Source organism: Bacillus sp. 0102A, from assembly GCF_036765155.1.
Lineage (GTDB): Bacteria > Bacillota > Bacilli > Bacillales > Bacillaceae > Bacillus > Bacillus subtilis_G.
This window is the reverse complement of sequence record NZ_JBAIZW010000001.1, coordinates 178,375-199,234: the sequence shown is the minus strand read 5'-3', so window position 1 is coordinate 199,234 and position 20,860 is coordinate 178,375. Positions and strand designations below refer to the sequence as shown.

General features: G+C 45.5%; 21 protein-coding genes. 16 read left to right on the top strand and 5 right to left on the bottom strand.

All coding sequences use genetic code 11. From position 1 onward, the window contains the following. Both V6D41_RS01105 and prpB read left to right on the top strand, forming a co-directional pair. The gene (locus V6D41_RS01105) at positions 1–1,419 is read left to right on the top strand and encodes a bifunctional 2-methylcitrate dehydratase/aconitate hydratase (RefSeq protein ID WP_333516995.1); all 1,419 of its coding nucleotides are present in this window, start codon (positions 1–3) and stop codon (positions 1,417–1,419) included. Between the two features lie 16 nt (positions 1,420–1,435). Next, entirely contained in the window at positions 1,436–2,341 is a 906-nt protein-coding gene (prpB, locus tag V6D41_RS01100) for a methylisocitrate lyase (RefSeq protein ID WP_148962005.1), read from the top strand. Positions 2,342–2,383: 42 nt separating this feature from the next. Here the strand turns inward: prpB and V6D41_RS01095 are convergent, their stop codons facing one another. After that, positions 2,384–2,620, bottom strand: a complete 237-nt coding sequence (locus V6D41_RS01095) for a DUF2627 domain-containing protein (protein WP_087990657.1) — start codon at positions 2,618–2,620, stop codon at positions 2,384–2,386. A gap of 150 nt (positions 2,621–2,770) precedes the next feature. Here V6D41_RS01095 and V6D41_RS01090 point away from each other — a divergent pair, with 150 nt between their 5' ends. The 8 genes from V6D41_RS01090 to V6D41_RS01055 all read left to right on the top strand — a co-directional run bounded on the left by V6D41_RS01090 (position 2,771) and on the right by V6D41_RS01055 (position 12,841). Further along, positions 2,771–4,849 (top strand): sigma 54-interacting transcriptional regulator, encoded by a 2,079-nt coding sequence (locus V6D41_RS01090; RefSeq protein ID WP_333516994.1) that lies wholly within the window; start codon positions 2,771–2,773, stop codon positions 4,847–4,849. 124 nt (positions 4,850–4,973) lie between these two features. Beyond that, positions 4,974–5,873 carry a phosphate butyryltransferase gene (gene yqiS, locus V6D41_RS01085; RefSeq protein WP_333516993.1) on the top strand — a complete coding sequence of 300 codons (900 nt, stop codon included), beginning with the start codon at positions 4,974–4,976 and terminating at the stop codon, positions 5,871–5,873. 11 nt (positions 5,874–5,884) lie between these two features. Beyond that, positions 5,885–6,979 carry a branched-chain amino acid dehydrogenase gene (gene bcd / locus V6D41_RS01080; RefSeq protein ID WP_333516992.1) on the top strand — a complete coding sequence of 365 codons (1,095 nt, stop codon included), beginning with the start codon at positions 5,885–5,887 and terminating at the stop codon, positions 6,977–6,979. Between the two features lie 18 nt (positions 6,980–6,997). After that, positions 6,998–8,089 carry a butyrate kinase gene (gene buk, locus V6D41_RS01075; protein ID WP_148962000.1) on the top strand — a complete coding sequence of 364 codons (1,092 nt, stop codon included), beginning with the start codon at positions 6,998–7,000 and terminating at the stop codon, positions 8,087–8,089. A gap of 20 nt (positions 8,090–8,109) precedes the next feature. Then, positions 8,110–9,534, top strand: a complete 1,425-nt coding sequence (gene lpdA / locus V6D41_RS01070) for a dihydrolipoyl dehydrogenase (RefSeq protein WP_333516991.1) — start codon at positions 8,110–8,112, stop codon at positions 9,532–9,534. Positions 9,535–9,555: 21 nt separating this feature from the next. Continuing rightward, positions 9,556–10,548 (top strand): 3-methyl-2-oxobutanoate dehydrogenase subunit alpha, encoded by a 993-nt coding sequence (gene bfmBAA, locus V6D41_RS01065; protein ID WP_010328314.1) that lies wholly within the window; start codon positions 9,556–9,558, stop codon positions 10,546–10,548. Positions 10,549–10,561: 13 nt separating this feature from the next. Next, positions 10,562–11,545: a 3-methyl-2-oxobutanoate dehydrogenase subunit beta gene (gene bfmBAB / locus V6D41_RS01060; RefSeq protein WP_333516990.1), complete on the top strand. Its 984-nt coding sequence runs from the start codon at positions 10,562–10,564 to the stop codon at positions 11,543–11,545. A 21-nt stretch (positions 11,546–11,566) separates the two neighbouring features. After that, on the top strand, positions 11,567–12,841 hold the full coding sequence (locus V6D41_RS01055) for a dihydrolipoamide acetyltransferase family protein (protein WP_333516989.1): 1,275 nt from the start codon (positions 11,567–11,569) through the stop codon (positions 12,839–12,841). 57 nt (positions 12,842–12,898) lie between these two features. Here V6D41_RS01055 and bmrR read toward each other — a convergent pair whose 3' ends face one another. The 3 genes from bmrR to V6D41_RS01040 all read right to left on the bottom strand — a co-directional run bounded on the left by bmrR (position 12,899) and on the right by V6D41_RS01040 (position 15,975). Beyond that, positions 12,899–13,738, bottom strand: coding sequence for a multidrug efflux transcriptional regulator BmrR (gene bmrR, locus V6D41_RS01050; protein WP_333516988.1), 840 nt, complete (start codon positions 13,736–13,738; stop codon positions 12,899–12,901). 72 nt (positions 13,739–13,810) lie between these two features. Further along, positions 13,811–14,980, bottom strand: coding sequence for a multidrug efflux MFS transporter Bmr (gene bmr / locus V6D41_RS01045; RefSeq protein WP_333516987.1), 1,170 nt, complete (start codon positions 14,978–14,980; stop codon positions 13,811–13,813). 101 nt (positions 14,981–15,081) lie between these two features. Further along, entirely contained in the window at positions 15,082–15,975 is an 894-nt protein-coding gene (locus V6D41_RS01040) for a YegS/Rv2252/BmrU family lipid kinase (protein ID WP_333516986.1), read from the bottom strand. 158 nt (positions 15,976–16,133) lie between these two features. Between V6D41_RS01040 and brxB the strand changes: the two genes are divergently transcribed. The 6 genes from brxB (at position 16,134) to V6D41_RS01010 (ending at position 20,688) form a co-directional block, all read left to right on the top strand. Further along, on the top strand, positions 16,134–16,571 hold the full coding sequence (gene brxB, locus V6D41_RS01035) for a bacilliredoxin BrxB (protein ID WP_087990646.1): 438 nt from the start codon (positions 16,134–16,136) through the stop codon (positions 16,569–16,571). 267 nt (positions 16,572–16,838) lie between these two features. Then, positions 16,839–17,606 (top strand): arginine ABC transporter substrate-binding protein ArtP, encoded by a 768-nt coding sequence (gene artP / locus V6D41_RS01030; RefSeq protein ID WP_333516985.1) that lies wholly within the window; start codon positions 16,839–16,841, stop codon positions 17,604–17,606. A gap of 80 nt (positions 17,607–17,686) precedes the next feature. After that, on the top strand, positions 17,687–18,346 hold the full coding sequence (gene artQ / locus V6D41_RS01025; RefSeq protein ID WP_087990644.1) for an arginine ABC transporter permease ArtQ: 660 nt from the start codon (positions 17,687–17,689) through the stop codon (positions 18,344–18,346). Further along, the gene (gene artR, locus V6D41_RS01020) at positions 18,339–19,061 is read left to right on the top strand and encodes an arginine ABC transporter ATP-binding protein ArtR (RefSeq protein WP_333516984.1); all 723 of its coding nucleotides are present in this window, start codon (positions 18,339–18,341) and stop codon (positions 19,059–19,061) included. Before artQ ends, artR begins: the two co-directional genes overlap by 8 nt. Positions 19,062–19,134: 73 nt before the next feature. Beyond that, positions 19,135–20,103: an aromatic acid exporter family protein gene (locus V6D41_RS01015; protein WP_333516983.1), complete on the top strand. Its 969-nt coding sequence runs from the start codon at positions 19,135–19,137 to the stop codon at positions 20,101–20,103. A 51-nt stretch (positions 20,104–20,154) separates the two neighbouring features. After that, positions 20,155–20,688, top strand: a complete 534-nt coding sequence (locus tag V6D41_RS01010) for a L,D-transpeptidase (protein ID WP_333516982.1) — start codon at positions 20,155–20,157, stop codon at positions 20,686–20,688. A gap of 20 nt (positions 20,689–20,708) precedes the next feature. Here V6D41_RS01010 and prli42 read toward each other — a convergent pair whose 3' ends face one another. After that, a complete protein-coding gene (gene prli42, locus V6D41_RS01005) occupies positions 20,709–20,801 on the bottom strand; it encodes a stressosome-associated protein Prli42 (protein WP_003226489.1) in 93 nt (30 codons plus the stop codon). Between the last annotated feature and the right edge of the window lie 59 nt (positions 20,802–20,860).

Genomic DNA, 20,860 nt, shown 5'->3' with positions numbered 1-20,860 from the left:
ATGCTGAAAACGGATCATGTCATTGAAGAAATCACAGACTATGTGCTAGAGAAAGAGATTACAAGCTCCGAGGCATTTACAACAGCGGGGCATGTGCTGCTGGATACGCTGGGCTGCGGGATTTTGGCACTCCGGTATCCTGAATGCACCAAGCTGCTCGGCCCGATTGTTCCCGGAACGACTGTGCCGAATGGGAGCAAAGTTCCGGGAACGTCATATGTTCTCGATCCTGTGAGAGCGGCGTTTAATATCGGCTGCATGATTCGCTGGCTCGATTACAACGATACGTGGCTGGCGGCGGAGTGGGGGCATCCGTCCGATAATTTGGGAGGAATCCTTGCGGCTGCTGATTATGTATCAAGAGTAAGGCTGTCTGAAGGGAACGAACCTTTAACGGTACGCGACGTACTTGAAATGATGATCAAAGCACATGAAATTCAAGGTGTGCTTGCTTTAGAAAACAGCTTAAACCGAGTTGGCCTTGATCATGTGCTGTTTGTCAAAGTCGCTACAGCTGCTGTTGCAGCAAAGCTCTTGGGCGGCGGAAGAGAAGAAATCAAAAATGCGCTTTCAAATGCATGGATTGACAATGCAGCCTTGAGGACATACCGGCATTCACCGAATACCGGTTCGCGCAAATCGTGGGCGGCAGGAGACGCAACGAGCAGAGGAGTTCATTTGGCGTTGATGGCGCTAAAAGGGGAAATGGGCTATCCGACAGCTTTGAGCGCACCGGGGTGGGGCTTCCAAGACGTTTTATTCAATAAACAAGAGATTAAACTCGCCCGCCCGCTCGACGCTTATGTCATGGAAAATGTGTTATTTAAAGTGTCCTATCCTGCGGAATTTCATGCTCAGACAGCGGCAGAGTGCGCCGTCATTCTTCATCCGCAGATAAAGGGCCGGATTGATGAGATTGACCGTGTTGTCATCAGAACGCATGAATCCGCTATCCGAATCATTGATAAAAAAGGCCCGCTTCACAATCCGGCAGATCGTGATCACTGCCTCCAATACATCGCAGCAATCGGATTGCTTTTTGGTGATATCACCGCGCAGCATTATGAGGCTGAAACAGCGAGTGATCCGAGAATAGATAAACTTCGGGATAAAATGGAAGTGACTGAAAATAAAACATATACCGTGGATTATCTGAAACCCGACAAGCGTTCCATTTCAAATGCAGTTCAAGTTCATTTTAAAGACGGAACGAGCACGGAAATGGTGGAATGTGAATTTCCACTCGGCCATCGTTTTCGAAGAGACGAGGCAGTGCCGAAGCTGCTGGAAAAGTTTTCTGCAAATCTTAAAACCCATTTCTCTGATAAACAGCAAAAACACATTTATAAGCGCTGTACCAGCTATGAGACATTACAAACGATGCGTGTAAATGAATTCATAGATATGTTTTGCATGTAAAAGGAGGACTTACGTCATGTCGTGGATCGTTAATAAGCAATCGTCACAAGAAGAGCTTGCCGTTCGTTTCCGCAAGCTGATGTCAGCGCCGGACATTTTGCAGATTCCCGGCGCTCATGACGGGATGGCCGCCTTGCTTGCGAAAGAGGCCGGTTTTTCTGCTGTTTATTTGTCTGGTGCGGCATATACAGCCAGCAGGGGGCTCCCTGATTTAGGGATCATCACGTCAACAGAAATGGCTGATCGAGCCAAGGATCTTGTGCGTGCAGCTGATCTGCCTCTTCTTGTTGATATAGATACGGGATTCGGCGGTGTGTTAAATGCCGCCCGAACCGCCCGTGAGATGCTTGAAGCCAGGGTAGCCGCCGTTCAAATAGAAGACCAGCAGCTTCCGAAAAAATGCGGGCATTTAAATGGCAAACAGCTTGTCTCGATAAAGGAAATGGCGCAAAAAATAAAAGCGATCAAACAAGCGGCGCCCTCCCTTGTCGTTGTTGCCCGTACTGATGCCAGGGCGCAGGAAGGGCTTGACGCCGCGGTGAAGCGCTCAGCGGCTTACATTGAGGCTGGAGCGGACGCGATTTTTCCGGAAGCGCTTCAGACGGAGAACGAATTCCGCCAGTTTGCTGAACGCATTTCCGTTCCTCTCCTTGCGAATATGACCGAATTTGGGAAAACGCCGTATTATCGTGCCGATGAATTCGAAGCTATGGGGTTTCACATGGTGATATATCCTGTCACATCGCTTCGAGCGGCGGCAAAAGCTTATGCACGGCTATTTGATTTGATTAAGGAGCGCGGCTCACAAAAAGAAGGGCTTCATCATATGCAGACACGAAAAGAACTGTACGAGACGATTTCTTATTATGACTATGAAACGTTAGATAAAACGATTGCCAAGACCGTTTTGCCTGATGAATAGTGCGGTCAAAAAAAGCCGGAGTGTTCTCCGGCTTTTTTGCAGCTATCGTTTTCTGAATCGCGGGCTGACTTGATGGCGTTTTCTGTCCCTGTATAAAACGAACCCTGCCAGCACATAAAGGCCGAACGCAAAAAAGATGAACCCTGACAAACCTTGGAGCCACAGAGCTGCAAATGGCTTTACACTATGACCGAAAAGTGTATCTCTCATCAGTTTAATGCCTAAAGCGGATATGGCGCCGGGGACGACTAATATCAAAAGCGCAAGAAGTCGGCTCATCCTCAGAAAACCCCTTTATCTTCATTTTCTTTATTGTCCAGCGGGAAAAATATTTTGTCAAGAGAAGAAAACGTGGTAACATAGGGTTGTGCAAATTGTTGCAACGGAATAAATAGGTGTGCAAATTTTTTCATACAAAGGGGTAGCGGGATGCAAAAGGTACTGATTGTAGGTGCCGGCAAAAGGGGAACGGCGTTATTACATATTCTGATCAAAACAGCCATCATAGAGGTCATTGCCGTAGTTGACAAAGACCCCGAGGCGCCGGGATTGAAAGAAGCAGAACAGTATGGGATTGCCGTTTCATCTGATTGGAAACCTTACATACAACTAAAACCGGATATCGTCATTCATACCACCGGCGATCAAGCCGTGTTTGACGAACTCCTTCAAGAAAAGCATGAAGAGACCATTATTATGCCGGGAAAAATGGCGTACATCGTTTTTCAGCTGATGGAAGAAAAGCAGCACCTGATTCAAATGCTGAAAGAGCAAACATACAAACACGACCGAATTTTTAATTCTACCCATGACGGGATGATTTTTATTGATATCAATGAAGAAATCATTCTCTTTAACCATATGGCCGAAAAAATGGTCGGGAAAAAACGCGAGGAAGTCATCGGACGCCCGATAAAAGAAGTCATTCCGAGCACGAAGTTGCCGCGGATTTTAAAAACAAGAGTGCCTGAATACAACCAGAAGCAGCTTTTAGGCGATCATTTGCAAATTGTGACGACGAGGCTGCCGATTATTGATGATGGCGGACGTTTGCTCGGGGCGCTTTGTGTGTTTAAAGATATCACCGATGCTGTTGAGCTGGCAGAGGAAGTGACAAACTTAAAGCAGGTCCGTACGATGCTGGAGGCGATTATTCAATCCTCCGATGAGGCGATTTCTGTCGTTGATGAAAACGGCATCGGACTCCTGATTAATAAAGCGTATACGAAAATGACAGGGCTCTCCGAAAAAGAAGTCATCGGCAAGCCTGCCAACACTGATATTTCTGAAGGTGAAAGCATGCATTTAAAGGTGCTTGAAACGAGACGCCCTGTCCGCGGTGTCAGAATGAAGGTCGGCCCGAATGAAAAAGAGGTCATCGTCAATGTAGCGCCGGTGATTGTAGACGGGATTTTGAAAGGCAGCGTCGGTGTGATTCACGACGTGACCGAAATTAAAATGCTGACAGCGGAGCTTAACCGGGCCAGACAAATCATTCGCACACTTGAGGCGAAATACACTTTTGACGACATTATCGGCAAAAGTGAGCAAATGCTGGTTGCGCTTGAGCAGGCCAAGCTCGGGGCGAAAACGCCGGCAACCATTTTGCTGCGCGGGGAATCAGGAACAGGAAAAGAACTGTTCGCCCATGCCATCCATAACGAAAGCGACCGGAAGTACAATAAATTTATTCGGGTGAATTGTGCTGCCCTTTCTGAAAACCTGCTCGAATCAGAATTGTTCGGTTATGAGGATGGTGCGTTTTCAGGAGCGAAGCGTGGCGGTAAAAAGGGTTTATTTGAAGAAGCCAATAACGGCAGTATTTTCTTAGATGAAATCGGTGAACTCACACAAAATATGCAGGCGAAATTGCTCCGCGTCCTTCAAGAAAAGGAAATCGTCAGAGTGGGCGGTACGAAGGCGATCCCTGTCAACGTCAGAGTGATCGCGGCGACAAATGTAAATATCGAAAAGGCGATGGCGGATGGTGCGTTCCGTGAAGACTTGTATTACCGGATCAACCGCTACCCCATCTCCATCCCGCCATTGCGGCAGCGGCTGGAAGATATTGAGGCACTAAGCATCAGGCTTATCCAAAAGATTAACCGGGATTACGGCAGGAATGTAAAGGGTCTCTCGCAGCAAGCTTTGCGTGTTTTATCCGCTTATCATTGGCCGGGGAATGTCCGCGAATTGGAAAATGTCCTAGGACGAGCCATGATTTTTCTGAATCCGCATATGGAATGGATCGAAAAAGATCACTTGCCTGTATTCGAAGTTGAACAAAAAGAAAGTGACCCAGAACAGGGTGCAGGCTTTGATTTTCCGAATATTGAAGGCGAGAAGCTGTCTGTTGCAGTAGAAAAATTTGAAGCGCATTTGATCCAGCAAACGCTCGAGAAGCATCATTATAACCGGACAAAAACAGCGAAAGCCCTCGGAGTCAGCATACGGAATTTATATTACAAAATGGATAAATATGGACTTGCAAATGAAGGCATGCAATAATTTGCAGAAAAAACGCAAACATCTGCACGATTTTTTCAATACATCTGGTATGACAGTACGCTGAGGAGCTGGCATGGAACTTGCATAATAAAAGGCGGAGTCGAAACAAGAAGGGTGGTAACAGATGAAGCTGAAAGATTTGATCGGTAAAGCGTCGATGTACAAAAACAAGACTATTGCGGTTGCTCATGCTGAGGATGAGGAAGTGATCCGGGCTGTAAAGCTGGCAGCCGAGCACCTATCTGCCCGTTTTTTGTTAGTGGGCAACAGCAAAAAACTGAACGATCTGACATCATCTATTCAAGGGGATCAAGTGGAAATCGTTCATGCCGATACGCCTGAGGAATCGGCAAAATTAGCGGTTCGTGCTGTGCATCATAAAACAGCGGACGTGTTAATGAAAGGAAATGTGCCGACTTCTGTTTTGCTTAAAGCGGTATTGAACAGACAGGAGGGGCTTCGGCTATCCAATGTCCTTTCCCACGTGGCTGTGTTTGATATACCGGACTTTGACAGGCTGATGTTTGTGACAGATTCGGCAATGAATATTGCTCCTTCACTTGAAGAGCTTCAGCAGATTTTGCAAAATGCCGTTCATGTGGCCCGTGCAGTAGGGAACAATATGCCAAAAGCAGCTGCTCTGGCAGCGGTCGAAACGGTAAACCCGAAAATGGAAGCGACAGTAAATGCAGCTGCTCTTGCTCAAATGTGCAAAAGAGGCCAGATTAAAGGCTGTATTGTTGATGGGCCGTTTGCTTTGGATAACGCAGTCTCGCAAATTGCCGCTGCTCAGAAAAAGATTTCGGGAGACGTAGCGGGCAGCGCTGATATCCTTCTCGTCCCAACAATTGAGGCCGGCAATATTTTATATAAATCACTGATTTATTTTGCGAAGGCCAGCGTGGCGGCTGTCATTACGGGGGCAAAAGCGCCGATTGCCTTAACGAGCAGAGCGGACTCCGCTGAAAATAAACTGTATTCCATTGCGCTCGCGATATGCGCATCAGAAGAATACACACATTAGGAGGAACGAACATGGAACTTTTTAAATATATGGAGAAATACGATTACGAACAATTGGTATTTTGCCAAGATGAACAATCCGGCTTAAAAGCGATTATCGCGATTCATGATACAACGCTCGGTCCGGCACTTGGCGGAACGAGAATGTGGACGTATGAAAATGAAGAAGCGGCGATTGAAGACGCGCTCAGGCTGGCAAGAGGCATGACCTATAAAAACGCGGCGGCAGGCTTAAACCTTGGCGGCGGAAAAACAGTGATTATCGGTGATCCTCGCAAAGATAAAAATGAGGAAATGTTCCGCGCGTTTGGCCGTTATATTCAAGGTTTGAACGGCAGGTATATTACAGCTGAAGATGTGGGCACAACGGTTGAGGATATGGACATCATTCATGATGAAACAGACTATGTCACAGGGATTTCTCCTGCTTTCGGATCTTCAGGAAATCCATCCCCAGTTACGGCTTACGGCGTGTACAGAGGTATGAAAGCTGCTGCTAAAGCTGCTTTCGGTACTGACTCTCTCGAAGGAAAAACCATCGCTGTACAGGGTGTAGGGAACGTAGCCTATAACCTATGCCGCCACCTTCATGAGGAAGGGGCAAACTTAATCGTGACCGATATCAATAAACAATCAGTACAGCGCGCAGTTGCAGATTTTGGCGCCCGTGCAGTTGATCCGGATGAGATTTATTCACAAGACTGCGATATTTATGCGCCGTGTGCACTCGGTGCGACAATCAACGACGACACCATTAAACAGCTGAAGGCGAAAGTCATCGCGGGCGCGGCCAACAACCAATTAAAAGAAACACGCCATGGCGATCAAATTCACGAAATGGGCATCGTTTACGCGCCGGATTATGTCATTAACGCGGGCGGCGTCATCAACGTGGCAGATGAGCTTTACGGCTATAATGCAGAACGCGCATTGAAGAAAGTTGAAGGCATTTACGGCAATATTGAGCGTGTACTTGAAATTTCTCAGCGTGATGACATTCCGACGTATTTAGCGGCTGACCGCTTGGCAGAAGAACGGATTGAACGCATGCGCCGTTCAAGAAGCCAGTTTTTGCAAAACGGCCATAGTGTATTAAGCAGACGTTAAGAAATTGATCTGGAGGTTATGAAAGTGTTACATGATGAAAAACGCATTCTCACTATTAATCCAGGCTCAACTTCAACGAAAATCGGTGTTTTTCATAGCGAACGAGGCATTTTCGAAAAAACATTGAGACACAACATAGAAGAGCTGCAGCGATTTGACCATATTATTGATCAGTATGAATTTCGCAAAAAACATATTCTTGAAACGCTTCATGAACAGGGAATCAATATTTCAAAGTTTGATGCAGTCTGCGCCAGAGGCGGTCTTCTTCGGCCTATTGAAGGCGGAACGTATGAAGTGAATGATGACATGATTGAGGACTTGAAAAGCGGCTACGCCGGCCAGCATGCTTCGAATCTAGGCGGCATTATCGCGCGGGAAATCGCTGACGGGCTGAATATCCCTTCATATATCGTCGATCCTGTTGTCGTAGATGAAATGTCAGTGCTCGCAAAAATCTCAGGCATGCCTGAGATTGAACGGAAAAGCATTTTTCATGCGTTAAATCAAAAAGCTGTCGCCCGTAAGGCGGCAGCCTCTCTCGGCAAACGATATGAGAACATGAAAATGATTGTTACCCATATGGGCGGCGGTATTACAATAGGCGTCCATGACCGCGGGCGGGTGGTCGATGTCAATAACGGCCTTCACGGAGAGGGGCCATTCAGCCCTGAACGTGCAGGAACAGTGCCTGCGGGAGATCTCGTCGATTTATGTTATTCAGGACAGTATACAAAAGAAGAAATCATGAAAAAACTGGTGGGCACTGGCGGGCTTTTGGGCTATCTCGGTACGAATGACGCAGTAAAAGTGGAACAGATGATTCAGGGGGGCGATGAAAAAGCCCGCTTCATTTTTGATGCCATGGCGTATCAGGTAGCGAAGGAAATCGGGGCAGCCAGCGCGGCATTAAAAGGTGAAGTGGAAGCGATTGTGCTGACGGGCGGCTTGGCATACGGCAAAAGCTTTGTTTCCAGTATCAGCTCATACATAGATTGGATTTCAGACGTTTTAGTCTATCCGGGAGAAAATGAACTGCAGTCTCTTGCCCAAGGGGCGCTCAGGGTATTGCTGGGCGAAGAGCAATCCAAACAATATCGTATTGAATAGACAGACAGGAGTGAGTCACCATGGCAACTGAGTATGACGTAGTCATTTTGGGCGGCGGTACCGGCGGTTATGTTGCGGCGATTAGAGCCGCTCAGCTTGGCTTAAAGACAGCCGTTGTGGAAAAGGAAAAACTCGGGGGAACATGTCTGCATAAAGGCTGTATCCCGAGTAAAGCGCTGCTTAGAAGCGCAGAGGTATACCGGACAGCTCGTGAATCCGATCAATTCGGAGTAGAAACGGCAGGCGTGTCCCTCAACTTTGAAAAAGTGCAGCGGCGCAAGCAAGCTGTTGTTGATAAGCTGGCGGCCGGTGTGAATCATTTAATGAAAAAAGGAAAAATCGACGTGTTCAACGGATATGGCCGTATCCTCGGACCGTCAATTTTCTCTCCGCTGCCGGGAACGATTTCTGTTGAGCGGGGAAATGGCGAAGAAAATGACATGCTGATTCCGAAACAAGTCATCATTGCAACAGGATCAAAACCGAGAATGCTTCCGGGTTTGGAAGCGGACGGAAAGTCTGTATTGACATCGGATGAGGCGCTCCAAATGGAGGAGCTGCCAAAATCGATCATCATCGTCGGCGGCGGCGTGATCGGTATCGAATGGGCGTCTATGCTTCATGATTTTGGTGTGGAGGTAGCGGTTATTGAATATGCGGATCGCATATTGCCGACTGAAGATCCAGACATTTCAAAAGAAATGGAAAGTCTTCTTAAGAAAAAAGGCATTCAGTTCGTCACAGGGGCAAAAGTGCTGCCTGACACAATGACAAAAACGGCGGATGACATCAGCATACAAGCGGAAAAAGACGGAGAAACCGTCACTTACTCTGCTGAAAAAATGCTTGTTTCCATTGGCAGACAGGCAAATATCGAAGGCATCGGCATTGAAAATACTGATATTGTCACTGAAAATGGTGTTATTTCAGTCAATGAAAGCTGCCAAACGAAGGAATCTCATATTTATGCAATCGGGGACGTAATCGGAGGTCTTCAATTAGCTCACGTCGCATCGCATGAAGGAATCATTGCTGTTGAGCATATTGCTGGACTCAATCCGCATCCGCTTGATCCAACGCTTGTACCGAAGTGCATCTACTCAAGCCCTGAAGCTGCCAGTGTGGGTTTAACGGAAGAAGAAGCGAAGGCGAACGGGCATAATGTCAAGATCGGCAAGTTCCCATTTATGGCAATTGGAAAAGCGCTTGTATACGGAGAAAGCGATGGATTTGTAAAAATCGTAGCGGATCGTGACACGGAAGATATTCTCGGCGTGCATATGATCGGCCCGCACGTCACCGACATGATTTCAGAAGCAGGTCTTGCCAAAGTGCTGGACGCAACGCCGTGGGAGGTCGGGCAAACAATTCACCCGCATCCGACGCTTTCTGAAGCGATTGGAGAAGCAGCGCTTGCCGCAGACGGCAAAGCCATTCATTTTTAAAAGCATAAAGGAGGGGCTTGAATGAGTACAAACCGACATCAAGCACTAGGGCTGACTGATCAGGAAGCCGTTGATATGTATAGAACCATGCTGTTAGCAAGAAAAATCGATGAAAGAATGTGGCTGTTAAACCGTTCTGGAAAAATTCCATTCGTAATCTCTTGCCAAGGACAGGAAGCAGCGCAGGTAGGGGCGGCTTTTGCTCTTGACCGTGAAATGGATTATGTACTGCCGTACTACAGAGACATGGGTGTTGTGCTCGCATTTGGCATGACAGCAAAAGACTTAATGATGTCCGGGTTTGCCAAAGCAGCAGATCCGAATTCAGGAGGGCGCCAAATGCCGGGACATTTCGGCCAAAAGGAAAACCGGATCGTGACAGGATCGTCTCCAGTTACAACACAAGTGCCGCACGCGGTCGGCATTGCGCTTGCGGGGCGTATGGAGAAAAAGGATGTTGCGGCCTTTGTTACATTTGGTGAAGGCTCTTCAAATCAAGGCGATTTCCATGAAGGGGCAAACTTTGCCGCTGTCCATAAGCTGCCGGTTATTTTCATGTGTGAAAATAACAAATACGCAATCTCTGTGCCTTACGATAAGCAAGTCGCATGTGAGAACATTTCCGACCGTGCCGTAGGCTATGGAATGCCTGGCGTAACCGTGAATGGAAATGATCCCCTGGAAGTTTATCAAGCGGTCAAAGAAGCACGCGAACGGGCTCGCAGAGGAGAAGGCCCGACATTAATTGAAACAATTTCTTACCGCCTTACACCACATTCCAGTGATGACGATGACAGCAGCTACAGAGGCCGTGAAGAAGTAGAGGAAGCGAAAAAAAGCGATCCCCTGCTTACTTATCAAGCTTACTTAAAGGAAACAGGCCTGCTGTCCGATGAGACAGAACAAACCATGCTGGATGAAATGATGGCCATCATAAACGAAGCGACGGATGAAGCGGAGAACGCCCCTTATGCAGCTCCTGAGTCAGCGCTTGATTATGTGTATGCGAAGTAGGGAGGAAGAACAAATGTCAGTAATGTCATATATTGATGCAATCAATTTGGCGATGAAAGAAGAAATGGAACGAGATCCTCGCGTTTTTGTCCTTGGGGAAGATGTAGGGAGAAAAGGCGGTGTATTTAAAGCGACCGCCGGCCTATACGAACAATTTGGCGAAGAGCGTGTTATGGATACGCCGCTTGCTGAATCCGCGATTGCCGGAGTCGGTATCGGAGCGGCTATGTACGGGATGAGACCAATTGCGGAAATGCAGTTTGCTGATTTTATTATGCCGGCGATCAACCAAATTATTTCTGAAGCGGCTAAAATCCGCTACCGCAGCAACAATGACTGGAGCTGTCCGATTGTCGTCAGAGCGCCATACGGCGGAGGCGTGCACGGGGCCCTTTATCATTCTCAATCAGTCGAAGCGATTTTTGCCAATCAGCCCGGACTGAAAATTGTCATGCCATCAACGCCATATGACGCGAAAGGACTTTTAAAAGCCGCGGTTCGTGATGAAGATCCGGTGCTGTTTTTTGAGCACAAACGCGCGTACCGCCTGATAAAAGGTGAGGTTCCGGCAGACGATTATGTCCTGCCAATCGGCAAGGCTGATGTCAAACGGGAAGGCGATGACATCACAGTGATCACATATGGCCTGTGTGTCCACTTCGCGTTACAGGCTGCAGAGCGTCTCGAAAAAGATGGAATTTCAGTGCATGTAGTAGATTTAAGAACGGTTTATCCGCTTGATAAAGAAGCAATCATCGAAGCCGCATCCAAAACCGGTAAGGTGCTTTTGGTTACAGAAGATACAAAAGAAGGCAGCATCATGAGTGAGGTGGCCGCAATTATATCTGAGCATTGTCTCTTCGACTTAGACGCGCCGATTAAACGGCTTGCGGGTCCTGATATTCCGGCTATGCCTTATGCGCCGACAATGGAAAAATACTTTATGCTCAACCCTGATAAAGTGGAAGCGGCGATGAAAGAGTTAGCGGAGTTTTAAAGACGTAAGGAGGACACAATCATGGCAATTGAACAAATGACGATGCCGCAGCTTGGAGAAAGCGTGACGGAAGGGACGATCAGCAAATGGCTAATTGCCCCCGGTGATAAAGTGAACAAATACGATCCGATAGCGGAAGTCATGACAGATAAGGTCAATGCAGAGGTTCCATCTTCTTTTACCGGTACGATAACAGAGCTTGTGGGAGAAGAAGGCCAGACCCTGCAAGTCGGAGAAATGATCTGCAAAATCGAAACAGAAGGCGGGAATCCGTCTCAACAAAAACAAGAGCAGCCAGAGGCGTCAGCAGCAGCTGAGACGCCTGCCGCAGAAAGCCGCTCCGAAGCAGACAGTCAGCCCAATAAAAAGCGGTACTCGCCAGCTGTACTCCGTTTGGCCGGAGAGCACGGCATTGATCTTGATCAAGTGACAGGATCAGGTGCGGGCGGACGCATTACGCGAAAAGATATTCAGCGCATTATTGAAACAGGCGGTGTGCAAAAGCGGCCTGAGGAGCCGACAACAGCAGCTCCTGCAGCAGAGTCTGCACCAAAAACAGAGCCGAAGGACGAGATTTCATATCCTGCGTCTGCATCGGGAGATAAAGAAATCCCTGTCACAGCTGTAAGAAAAGCAATTGCTTCCAATATGAAACGCAGCAAAACAGAAATTCCGCATGCTTGGACGATGATGGAAGTCGACGTCACAAATATGGTGGCATATCGCAACAGTATAAAAGATTCATTCAAGCAGACAGAAGGCTTTAATATAACGTTCTTCGCCTTTTTTGTAAAAGCGGTCGCCCAGGCGTTAAAAGAATTCCCGCAAATGAATAGCATGTGGGCGGGAGACAAAATCATTCAGAAAAAAGATATCAATATTTCAATCGCTGTTGCCACAGAGGATTCTTTATTTGTTCCGGTGATTAAAAACGCTGATGAAAAGACAATTAAAGGCATTGCGAGAGAAATTAACGGCCTTGCTAAAAAAGTGAGAGAGGGGAAACTCTCAGCAGATGACATGCAGGGAGGGACGTTTACCGTCAACAATACAGGTTCGTTCGGATCTGTTCAGTCGATGGGTATCATCAATTACCCTCAAGCTGCGATTCTTCAAGTGGAATCCATCGTCAATCGCCCGGTTGTCATGGATCATGGCATGATTGCTGTCAGAGACATGGTCAATCTGTGCCTGTCCTTGGATCACAGAGTGCTTGACGGCCTTGTGTGCGGACGATTCCTCGGACGAGTAAAACAAATTTTAGAATCGATTGACGAGAAAACATCTGTTTACTAATAAGCAGAAAGAGCATTTTTTGATACATAACTTCAAAAAATGCTCTTTTTTTATGCATCATGACTCAGCAATTCTGATTTTCATTTCGACCCGGTATTCCTCTTGTTTTTTCGGCGAGTAATGAATCGGTATGATTAACTCGTAAACATCACTGGCAACTGTTAATTGGCGGTCTATGATATACTTGATAAGCTTCTGTAAGTTGAGAAAATAATGCTCAGGTGAAAAATGATACGCGATGCAAACATATCTGCCTTTAGGGATCGTTGTGATTTCCATATCCGGCGTAACGGCGGATATTTGTTTATTCGTCAATACAGGCGTAAAGATATGGCGGTAAGTCATTTCATCAATACTGGTGTACGGGAGAAACGAGAAAGTGGCACCGTAGCTATTGTTCGCAAATCCATCTGCTGATTCGATAAATGTTTTTAATTTGCTGTAGGAGGCGTTGAGCACGTTTTCAGGTCCGACTCCCTCTGCCTCTGTCTGAATGATGCGTGTTTCTTCTTCATCTAAAACAAACACCTCCCCGAGCGCAGGGTATTCTATCTGCCGTTTCATCCGCTTTTTCACCAGTGAAATGGTTTCTTCCAATGCTGATAAAAACTCCAATTTCTCCCTGATTTGCTTCTCCTGCTCTGTATAAAAAGCAAACAGTTCTTCCATCTCTAAGTCTTGTGCCTTTTTCATCTCTTCTAAAGGTGTGCCGATATATTTCAATGATTTGATGAGATCCAGATGATAAAGCTGGGAATCCGTATAATAGCGGTAGCTTGTATCCGGGTCGACATAGGCGGGTTTAAATAAATCAATTTTATCGTAATAACGGAGCGCTTTAATCGACACGTTTGCCAGTTTTGATACTTCTCCAATTGAGTAATACGATTCCTTCATGCCATCACTCCTTCTATGATCAGTATAATGAAAAAGCGCACTCTTTGCAGTATACAAAGAATACGCTTTTTATCACGTGCTGGCTTTAATATGTGCAGGCGCTTTCCAAGCAATGGTCAGCGCAATGCCTATGGCTAAAGTTATCGTTGCAAAGTAGAATGGATAGTTTACATCAATATCGAACAGCATTCCGCCGATAATAGGTCCGAATACATTGCCGATACTTGTAAACATTGAGTTCATACCGCCGGCAAATCCCTGTTCATTTCCCGCAATCTTTGACAGATAAGTCGTTACCGCCGGTCTCATGAGGTCAAATCCGACAAATACGGTGACAGTAACCAGCAGAATCGAAAAATAAGAATTCACGATTGTCAGCAAGAAAACCAGACTCGTTGAGATGATTAAGCTATACCGAATCAAATGGATTTCGCCAAACCACCTTGTAAAACGGTCGAATAAGACAACTTGCGTAATGGCGCCTACAATCGCACCTCCTGTAATCATAATGGCAATGTCGCTGGCCGTAAATCCAAATTTATGATCAACGAATAACGCAAATAACGATTCAAATGACGCTAAGCCAAAAGACGAAATCAAAATGATGAGAAAAGCAATGAAATACATGGGGGCAAAAATCCGTTTGAAGCCCGTCTTCTGCCCTTTTATGTCCTGATTTTCATGGTTTCGTTCCGGCTCGCGCAGCGTGAGCATTGATAAAATGGCTGCTAACAATGCAAAGGCTGCCGCAAAGAAAAAAGGCAGACGGGAATGAATTTCCGCTAAAAATCCCCCGATACCTGGGCCGATGATAAAGCCTGTTGAAATAGCGGCTGACATATAACCAAGCGCTTTCGGCCGTGTTTTAATGGTTGTGATATCTGCGATAAAAGCCGTGACCCCGGGCATAATGAAGGCGGCGCTGATCCCGCCAAGCATCCGGGAGATAAATAACATATCAACTGTTTTTCCGATGCCGAATAAAAACTCCGAAACGCTAAAGAAAAACAGACCGATCACGATCATGATTTTACGTCCGAAGCGGTCAACCCATCGCCCGCCTATTGGTGAAACAATAAGCTGTGTAACAGCGAAGCACGCAACCATATAGCCGACCGCGGTTCCCGATAAATGCAATTCATTCATAATGGTAGGCGTTACCGGAATCACCAGCCCGATCCCCAAAAAAGCAATAAATAAATTAGTTAATAATATCGTTAAGGTCATATTTTGTTTCTTCATGTGACTTCCCCTTTTTCGAAAGTGTATCTCCTATACTGTAAGGCCTCCTCTTAGGGGAGAGTCAACGGATTTACATCATCTTTCTAACAGTGTTCCGATCCTTATTCACTGCACGGGACAAGCATTTCAATGTGCTGCGGTAGGACTTGAATCACTGCGGGCGTATGAGTATAGATTTCTCCATCTGTATCCGCCTTTTGGGAGGTGTCTGTTTCAATTTCGATCCGGGAGGCTTGGATATAGGACAGCTCTCCGGCAAACCGGTCAATTGTGCCCTGTTCCATGCTCATCAGCTCCCGCAATGCGGAGAGATTGGTGCTGCGGCAAATGAGGATATCGAGTAAGCCGTCTTCTATACTGGCATTCGGCAGGGGAATTCGGTTCGTTCCAATGTATTGTCCGTTCATCACAAGCAGCATAACGGCTTCTTCTTTCATTTCTTTTCCATCAATTCTTAATGTCATCGGGAACGATTCAGCAGATGAGACGGTTTTTAATGCACTTGTAAAATAGCTGATTTTTCCAAATAATGCTTTAGCCGTTTCGTTGATTTGATTCGACGTTTCTGTAATCAGGCCGATCCCCCAGAAATTTAAAAAATAATGCTCGTTCATTTGACATACATCTACGCTCGTTTTTGTTCCTGACAGAAGTGCTTCCGCCGCTTTTGCGAGATTTTGAGGGATGCCCAGCACTCTTGAAAAGTCATTGCACGTGCCGCCGGGCAAAATTCCGACAGCGGGTTTTCTTTCTAAAGCGCTGATGCCGTTAATGCATTGATGGACTGTGCCGTCGCCGCCGAGAATAAAGACGGTGTCGACAGAACCATCAATGGATTGGCAAAAATGAAACGCATCATCGTTATTCTTTGTTTGTCTAATGATCACCTCATCTAAATGTTGTGATAAGACCGGCACCACAGCCCCTAATGCTTTTTCTGTATGTTTGTTGCCGGCATTTCCGTTATGAATCAATAATGCTTTCCGATGGCTCATACAAAACTGCTCCTTTATTTTACATCTGGTTATATCATCCCCTTTTTCTGTAAGCTGTAAACTAATAGAAAAAAGTGTACGGCCAAGCAATGTCATTTGCCGATATAGACGTTTCCTTGCTATGATAAGAACAGATGATAAAAAAGGAGAGGTCTTCATTGAACATGGACTTTAATTTATTTATGAATGATATTGTCCGCCAAGCGAGACAAGAAATTACAGCTGCCGGATACACTGAGCTGAAAACAGCTGAAGAGGTGGATGAGACACTTGCGAAAAAAGGAACGACTTTAGTCATGGTAAACTCTGTGTGCGGATGTGCCGGAGGAATTGCAAGACCGGCCGCATACCATTCCGTTCACTATGATAAAAGACCTGATCACCTCGTTACCGTCTTTGCCGGACAGGATAAAGAAGCGACAGCGCGAGCGCGTGACTATTTTGAAGGATATCCGCCATCTTCCCCATCCTTTGCGATTTTGAAAGACGGAAAAATCATGAAAATGGTCGAGCGCCATGAAATTGAAGGCCATGAGCCGATGGCAGTTGTGGCAAAGCTGCAAGAAGCCTTTGAAGAATATTGTGAAGAAGTATAAGACGAACAACCCGGGTGCCTAAGTGGCTCGGGTTTTTTTATGCATAAAATGCCCTGAAGATATGAATAATTATTAAGGGATTATTCAATTAGATTGTACAGTGAATCTATTTTCCTTAAGTAATAACAAAAAGATATCGTTGGAAAAATAAGCTTAAAGATAATTTTTAAAAATACTATTGCATAAAAATAAGAAACTGTTTAAAATACAAATTAACGAATAAATATTCAAATACACTAAAAGTAATGAATATGGGGGAAATGGATCATGAAAAAATGGCTCTTATTACTTGTAGCTGCCTGCATCACTTTAGCACTATCCGCTTGCGGCTCAAGCAATTCAGGTGCAGAAGGCGGCAAGAAAAAATTAATTATGGGAACTTCGGCGGATTACAAACCGTTTGAATATAAAGAAGGCGATCAAATTGTCGGCTTTGATGTAGATTTGGCAAAAGCGCTGGCGAAGAAGACGGGCTACGAAATTGAAGTGCAGGATATGGATTTCAACAGCTTAATCACAGCGCTGAAATCAAAACAGGTGGATCTGGTTCTGTCAGGAATGACTCCGACGCCTGATCGTAAAAAACAAGTTGATTTTTCCGATGTGTACTACACAGCGAACCATATGATTGTCAGCAAAAAAGACAGCGGCATTACATCTCTGAAAGACCTGAAAGGAAAAACAGTCGGCGTTCAGCTTGGCTCTATTCAAGAAGAGAAGGGGAAAGAGCTTTCTCCGGAATATGGTTTTAAAACAGAAGACCGCAACAGAATTTCTGATTTGGTGCAAGAAATTAAATCTGACCGCTTCGATGCCGCGATTATCGAAGACATGGTAGCAGAAGGGTATTTCGAGTCAAACGACGACCTGCAAGGCTTCGTGATTCCTGATGCCAAAGCGGAGGAAGCCGGTTCAGCGATTGCTTTCAGAAAGGACAGTGAACTGACAGACAAATTCAATAAAGCGCTCAAGGAAATGGAAGATAACGGAGAACTTGAGAAATTGAAGAAAAAATGGTTCACTGGCCAGAAGTAAGAAAAGCGGCTCAACTTTTTCGTTGAGCCTTTTTATTGAATAGGAAATCTTTTTTCCTGTAAGAAAAGGAGACAAAGACTATGAATTTGGATTTTTCAGCAACGATCCCCCAAATTCCTTTTATATTAGAAGGTTTGGCAATTACTTTGAAAATTGTCGTTGTATCAGCCATTATCGGACTTATACTCGGTATTGTGCTAAGCTTATGCAAGATCAGCACGTTCCGCCCGCTTGTCTGGATCGCTGATTTTTACACATCAGTGTTCCGCGGCACGCCTTTAGTGCTGCAGCTTATGATTGTCTATTTCGGGCTTCCTCAGCTGCTCGGATTTCAAATTGACCAGTTTTGGGCAGCAGTTGTCGCATTGTCATTGAATTCCGCCGCTTATGTATCGGAAATTATCAGAGCCGGAATCAACGCCATTGATAAAGGCCAAAGAGAAGCGGCTGTCGCACTGGGGGTTCCGTACGGCAAAATGATGAAGGATCTCCTGTTGCCGCAGGCTTTTAAAAATATATCACCTGCAATTTTGAATGAATTAATTACATTAACAAAAGAATCGGCGATCGTCACTGTTATCGGGCTTGGTGATGTTATGAGACGCGCATATCAAGCTGGCGCCGCCACGTACAATTACCTTGAGCCGCTCATTATCGCCGGATTGATTTATTATGTGCTTGTCCTGATTTTAACGTTTATCGGCAAGGCTGTAGAAAGGAAGCTGAAATCCAATGATTAAGGTTGAACAGCTGTCAAAATCATTTGGGAAACATGAAGTACTAAAAGACATTTCAACAACAATCACTGAAGGTGAGGTTGTTGCCGTGATCGGCCCTTCAGGCTCAGGCAAATCAACGTTCCTTCGCTGTTTAAACCTGTTGGAAAAACCCAACGGCGGTACCATTACAATCAAAGACAAAGAGATCACGAAGCAGAAAACCAACACATTAAAGGTCCGGGAAAACATCGGGATGGTTTTTCAGCATTTTCATCTCTTTCCGCACAAAACAGTTCTCGAAAATATTATGTACGCGCCTGTCAATGTCAAAAAAGAATCAAAACAGGCTGCGCAGGAAAAAGCCGAAGAGCTGCTCCGCAAAGTCGGTTTGTTTGAAAAGCGAAATGACTATCCAAACCGGTTATCAGGCGGGCAAAAACAGCGTGTCGCCATCGCCCGGGCTCTTGCGATGAATCCGGACATCATGCTGTTTGACGAACCGACCTCTGCACTTGATCCGGAGATGGTCAAAGAAGTGCTCCAGGTGATGAAAGAGCTGGTTGAAACCGGTATGACCATGGTGATTGTCACGCATGAAATGGGCTTCGCAAAAGAAGTGGCAGACCGCGTGCTGTTTATGGATCAGGGAATGATTGTCGAGGACGGCAATCCGAAAGAATTTTTTCTATCGCCAAAATCCAAAAGAGCGCAGGACTTTTTAGAAAAAATATTATAGAATATAGAAAAAAGAAGAAGGCTTTATCGCTTCTTCTTTTTTATTGAAGAAACAAATAGAAATGGAGTCCGACATGTTTAAAATTGGTTACCGCACAATAAAGACAGCGCTTGGAACAGCTTTGGCTATTTATTTAAGCCAGCTATTGCATTTGCAAAACTTCGCATCAGCAGGAATCATCACCATTTTGTGCATTCAAATCACACAAAAACGGTCGCTTCAGGCATCGTGGGCCCGCTTTGCGGCATGCTGTTTGGCAATTCTTTTTTCTTATCTCTTTTTCGAGCTGATTGGCTATCACCCGTTTGTTATCGGAGCGCTCCTTTTGATATTCATCCCGATAACGGTCCTGTTAAAAATTAATGAGGGAATCGTCACAAGTTCCGTTATTATTCTTCATCTGTATATGTCGGGCGGCATAACGCTTGCTTTCATTTGGAATGAAGTTCAATTGATTACGGTTGGTATCGGCGTCGCTCTTTTGATGAACTTGTATATGCCGAGCCTTGACCGGAAGCTGATTGCCTATCGCAAAAAGATAGAGGATAACTTTGCCGTCATTTTCGCAGAAATAGAGCGGTATTTGTTAACTGGTGAGCAAGATTGGACTGGAAAAGAAATTCCGGAAACGCATCAGCTTATCACGGAAGCTAAAAACCTGGCATACCGAGATGTGCAAAACCACATTCTGCGCTACGAAAATTTGCATTATCATTATTTTAAAATGAGAGAAAAGCAATTTGAAATTATCGAACGCCTTCTCCCTAAAGTGACTTCTATCTCCATTACGGTAGATCAGGGAAAAATGATCGCAGCATTTATTCACGATTTGCGGGAAGCGATACACCCGGGAAATACGGCGTACAAATTTCTGAAAAGGCTTGCCGATATGAGAAAAGAATTTGAGGAGATGCCGCTTCCGGCGACAAGAGAGGAATTTGAAGCGAGAGCCGCTCTCTTCCATCTTCTCGGGGAAATGGAACAATATTTAGTGATTAAAAGTTATTTTAAAGGAATAAAAGCGCAAAAATCACTCGCATGATTCGCATGAGCTCTTCCTTCATTGGTCAACCTAATGAAAAAGGAGGAGCTTATGCGTTTTTTCTTATGTTCGATTTTTATCATGATGATGTCACCGATTTGGCCGCTCGGCGACAATCCGCTGCCGGGTGATCCGTATGTCATTGTCAACAAGAGAACAAACGAACTCGCTGTCATCATCGACAACAAAGTAGAAGGCGTGTACAGCGTGGCGACCGGAAAAACAGACGATTTAACGCCTGAAGGAGAATTTTCGATAACAGTAAAAGCGGCGAATCCTTACTACAGAAAGAAAAATATTGAAGGGGGATCTCCTGACAATCCGCTTGGAGCAAGATGGATCGGATTTGACGCGAAAGGGACAGACGGGCGGATTTACGGAATTCATGGGACAAACCGGGATGAATCGGTAGGGAAATTTGTGTCTAATGGCTGTATACGTATGCATAACGATGAAGTCGTTCATCTGTTTCAAACGATTCCGGTGGGTACGAGAGTGTTGATTACGGACGACTCCCGCTCTTTTGAAGAGATTGCCATTGAACATAAAGCTCTGATAAAAAAGCAGGATGTTCCCATTCAATAAGGCTGCCTGCTTTTTTATCATTATAAGAACATGACGATTCCTGAGAGTACAGTTGAAAGAATAAAAACTCCCAAAATCACGATCAAAACGCTTTTCATCAGTTTTTGAGACATGATTTCACTCCTTAGACAATCTGTCTATATTTTAGCGTGTTTTGAGGGGGCGGACAAGT

Excerpts from the sequence above, each read along its gene's own strand:
- V6D41_RS01095 (WP_087990657.1), bottom strand. The coding sequence starts at position 2,620 with ATGAGCCGACTTCTTGCGCTTTTGATATTAGTCGTCCCCGGCGCCATA.
- artQ (WP_087990644.1), top strand. The coding sequence starts at position 17,687 with ATGAATTTGGATTTTTCAGCAACGATCCCCCAAATTCCTTTTATATTA.
- lpdA (WP_333516991.1), top strand. The coding sequence starts at position 8,110 with ATGGCAACTGAGTATGACGTAGTCATTTTGGGCGGCGGTACCGGCGGT.
- bcd (WP_333516992.1), top strand. The coding sequence starts at position 5,885 with ATGGAACTTTTTAAATATATGGAGAAATACGATTACGAACAATTGGTA.
- bfmBAB (WP_333516990.1), top strand. The coding sequence starts at position 10,562 with ATGTCAGTAATGTCATATATTGATGCAATCAATTTGGCGATGAAAGAA.
- V6D41_RS01010 (WP_333516982.1), top strand. The coding sequence starts at position 20,155 with ATGCGTTTTTTCTTATGTTCGATTTTTATCATGATGATGTCACCGATT.
- bfmBAA (WP_010328314.1), top strand. The coding sequence starts at position 9,556 with ATGAGTACAAACCGACATCAAGCACTAGGGCTGACTGATCAGGAAGCC.
- artP (WP_333516985.1), top strand. The coding sequence starts at position 16,839 with ATGAAAAAATGGCTCTTATTACTTGTAGCTGCCTGCATCACTTTAGCA.
- prli42 (WP_003226489.1), bottom strand. The coding sequence starts at position 20,801 with ATGTCTCAAAAACTGATGAAAAGCGTTTTGATCGTGATTTTGGGAGTT.
- artR (WP_333516984.1), top strand. The coding sequence starts at position 18,339 with ATGATTAAGGTTGAACAGCTGTCAAAATCATTTGGGAAACATGAAGTA.
- yqiS (WP_333516993.1), top strand. The coding sequence starts at position 4,974 with ATGAAGCTGAAAGATTTGATCGGTAAAGCGTCGATGTACAAAAACAAG.
- prpB (WP_148962005.1), top strand. The coding sequence starts at position 1,436 with ATGTCGTGGATCGTTAATAAGCAATCGTCACAAGAAGAGCTTGCCGTT.
- bmr (WP_333516987.1), bottom strand. The coding sequence starts at position 14,980 with ATGAAGAAACAAAATATGACCTTAACGATATTATTAACTAATTTATTT.
- V6D41_RS01105 (WP_333516995.1), top strand. The coding sequence starts at position 1 with ATGCTGAAAACGGATCATGTCATTGAAGAAATCACAGACTATGTGCTA.
- V6D41_RS01090 (WP_333516994.1), top strand. The coding sequence starts at position 2,771 with ATGCAAAAGGTACTGATTGTAGGTGCCGGCAAAAGGGGAACGGCGTTA.
- V6D41_RS01015 (WP_333516983.1), top strand. The coding sequence starts at position 19,135 with ATGTTTAAAATTGGTTACCGCACAATAAAGACAGCGCTTGGAACAGCT.
- buk (WP_148962000.1), top strand. The coding sequence starts at position 6,998 with ATGAAAGTGTTACATGATGAAAAACGCATTCTCACTATTAATCCAGGC.
- V6D41_RS01040 (WP_333516986.1), bottom strand. The coding sequence starts at position 15,975 with ATGAGCCATCGGAAAGCATTATTGATTCATAACGGAAATGCCGGCAAC.
- bmrR (WP_333516988.1), bottom strand. The coding sequence starts at position 13,738 with ATGAAGGAATCGTATTACTCAATTGGAGAAGTATCAAAACTGGCAAAC.
- V6D41_RS01055 (WP_333516989.1), top strand. The coding sequence starts at position 11,567 with ATGGCAATTGAACAAATGACGATGCCGCAGCTTGGAGAAAGCGTGACG.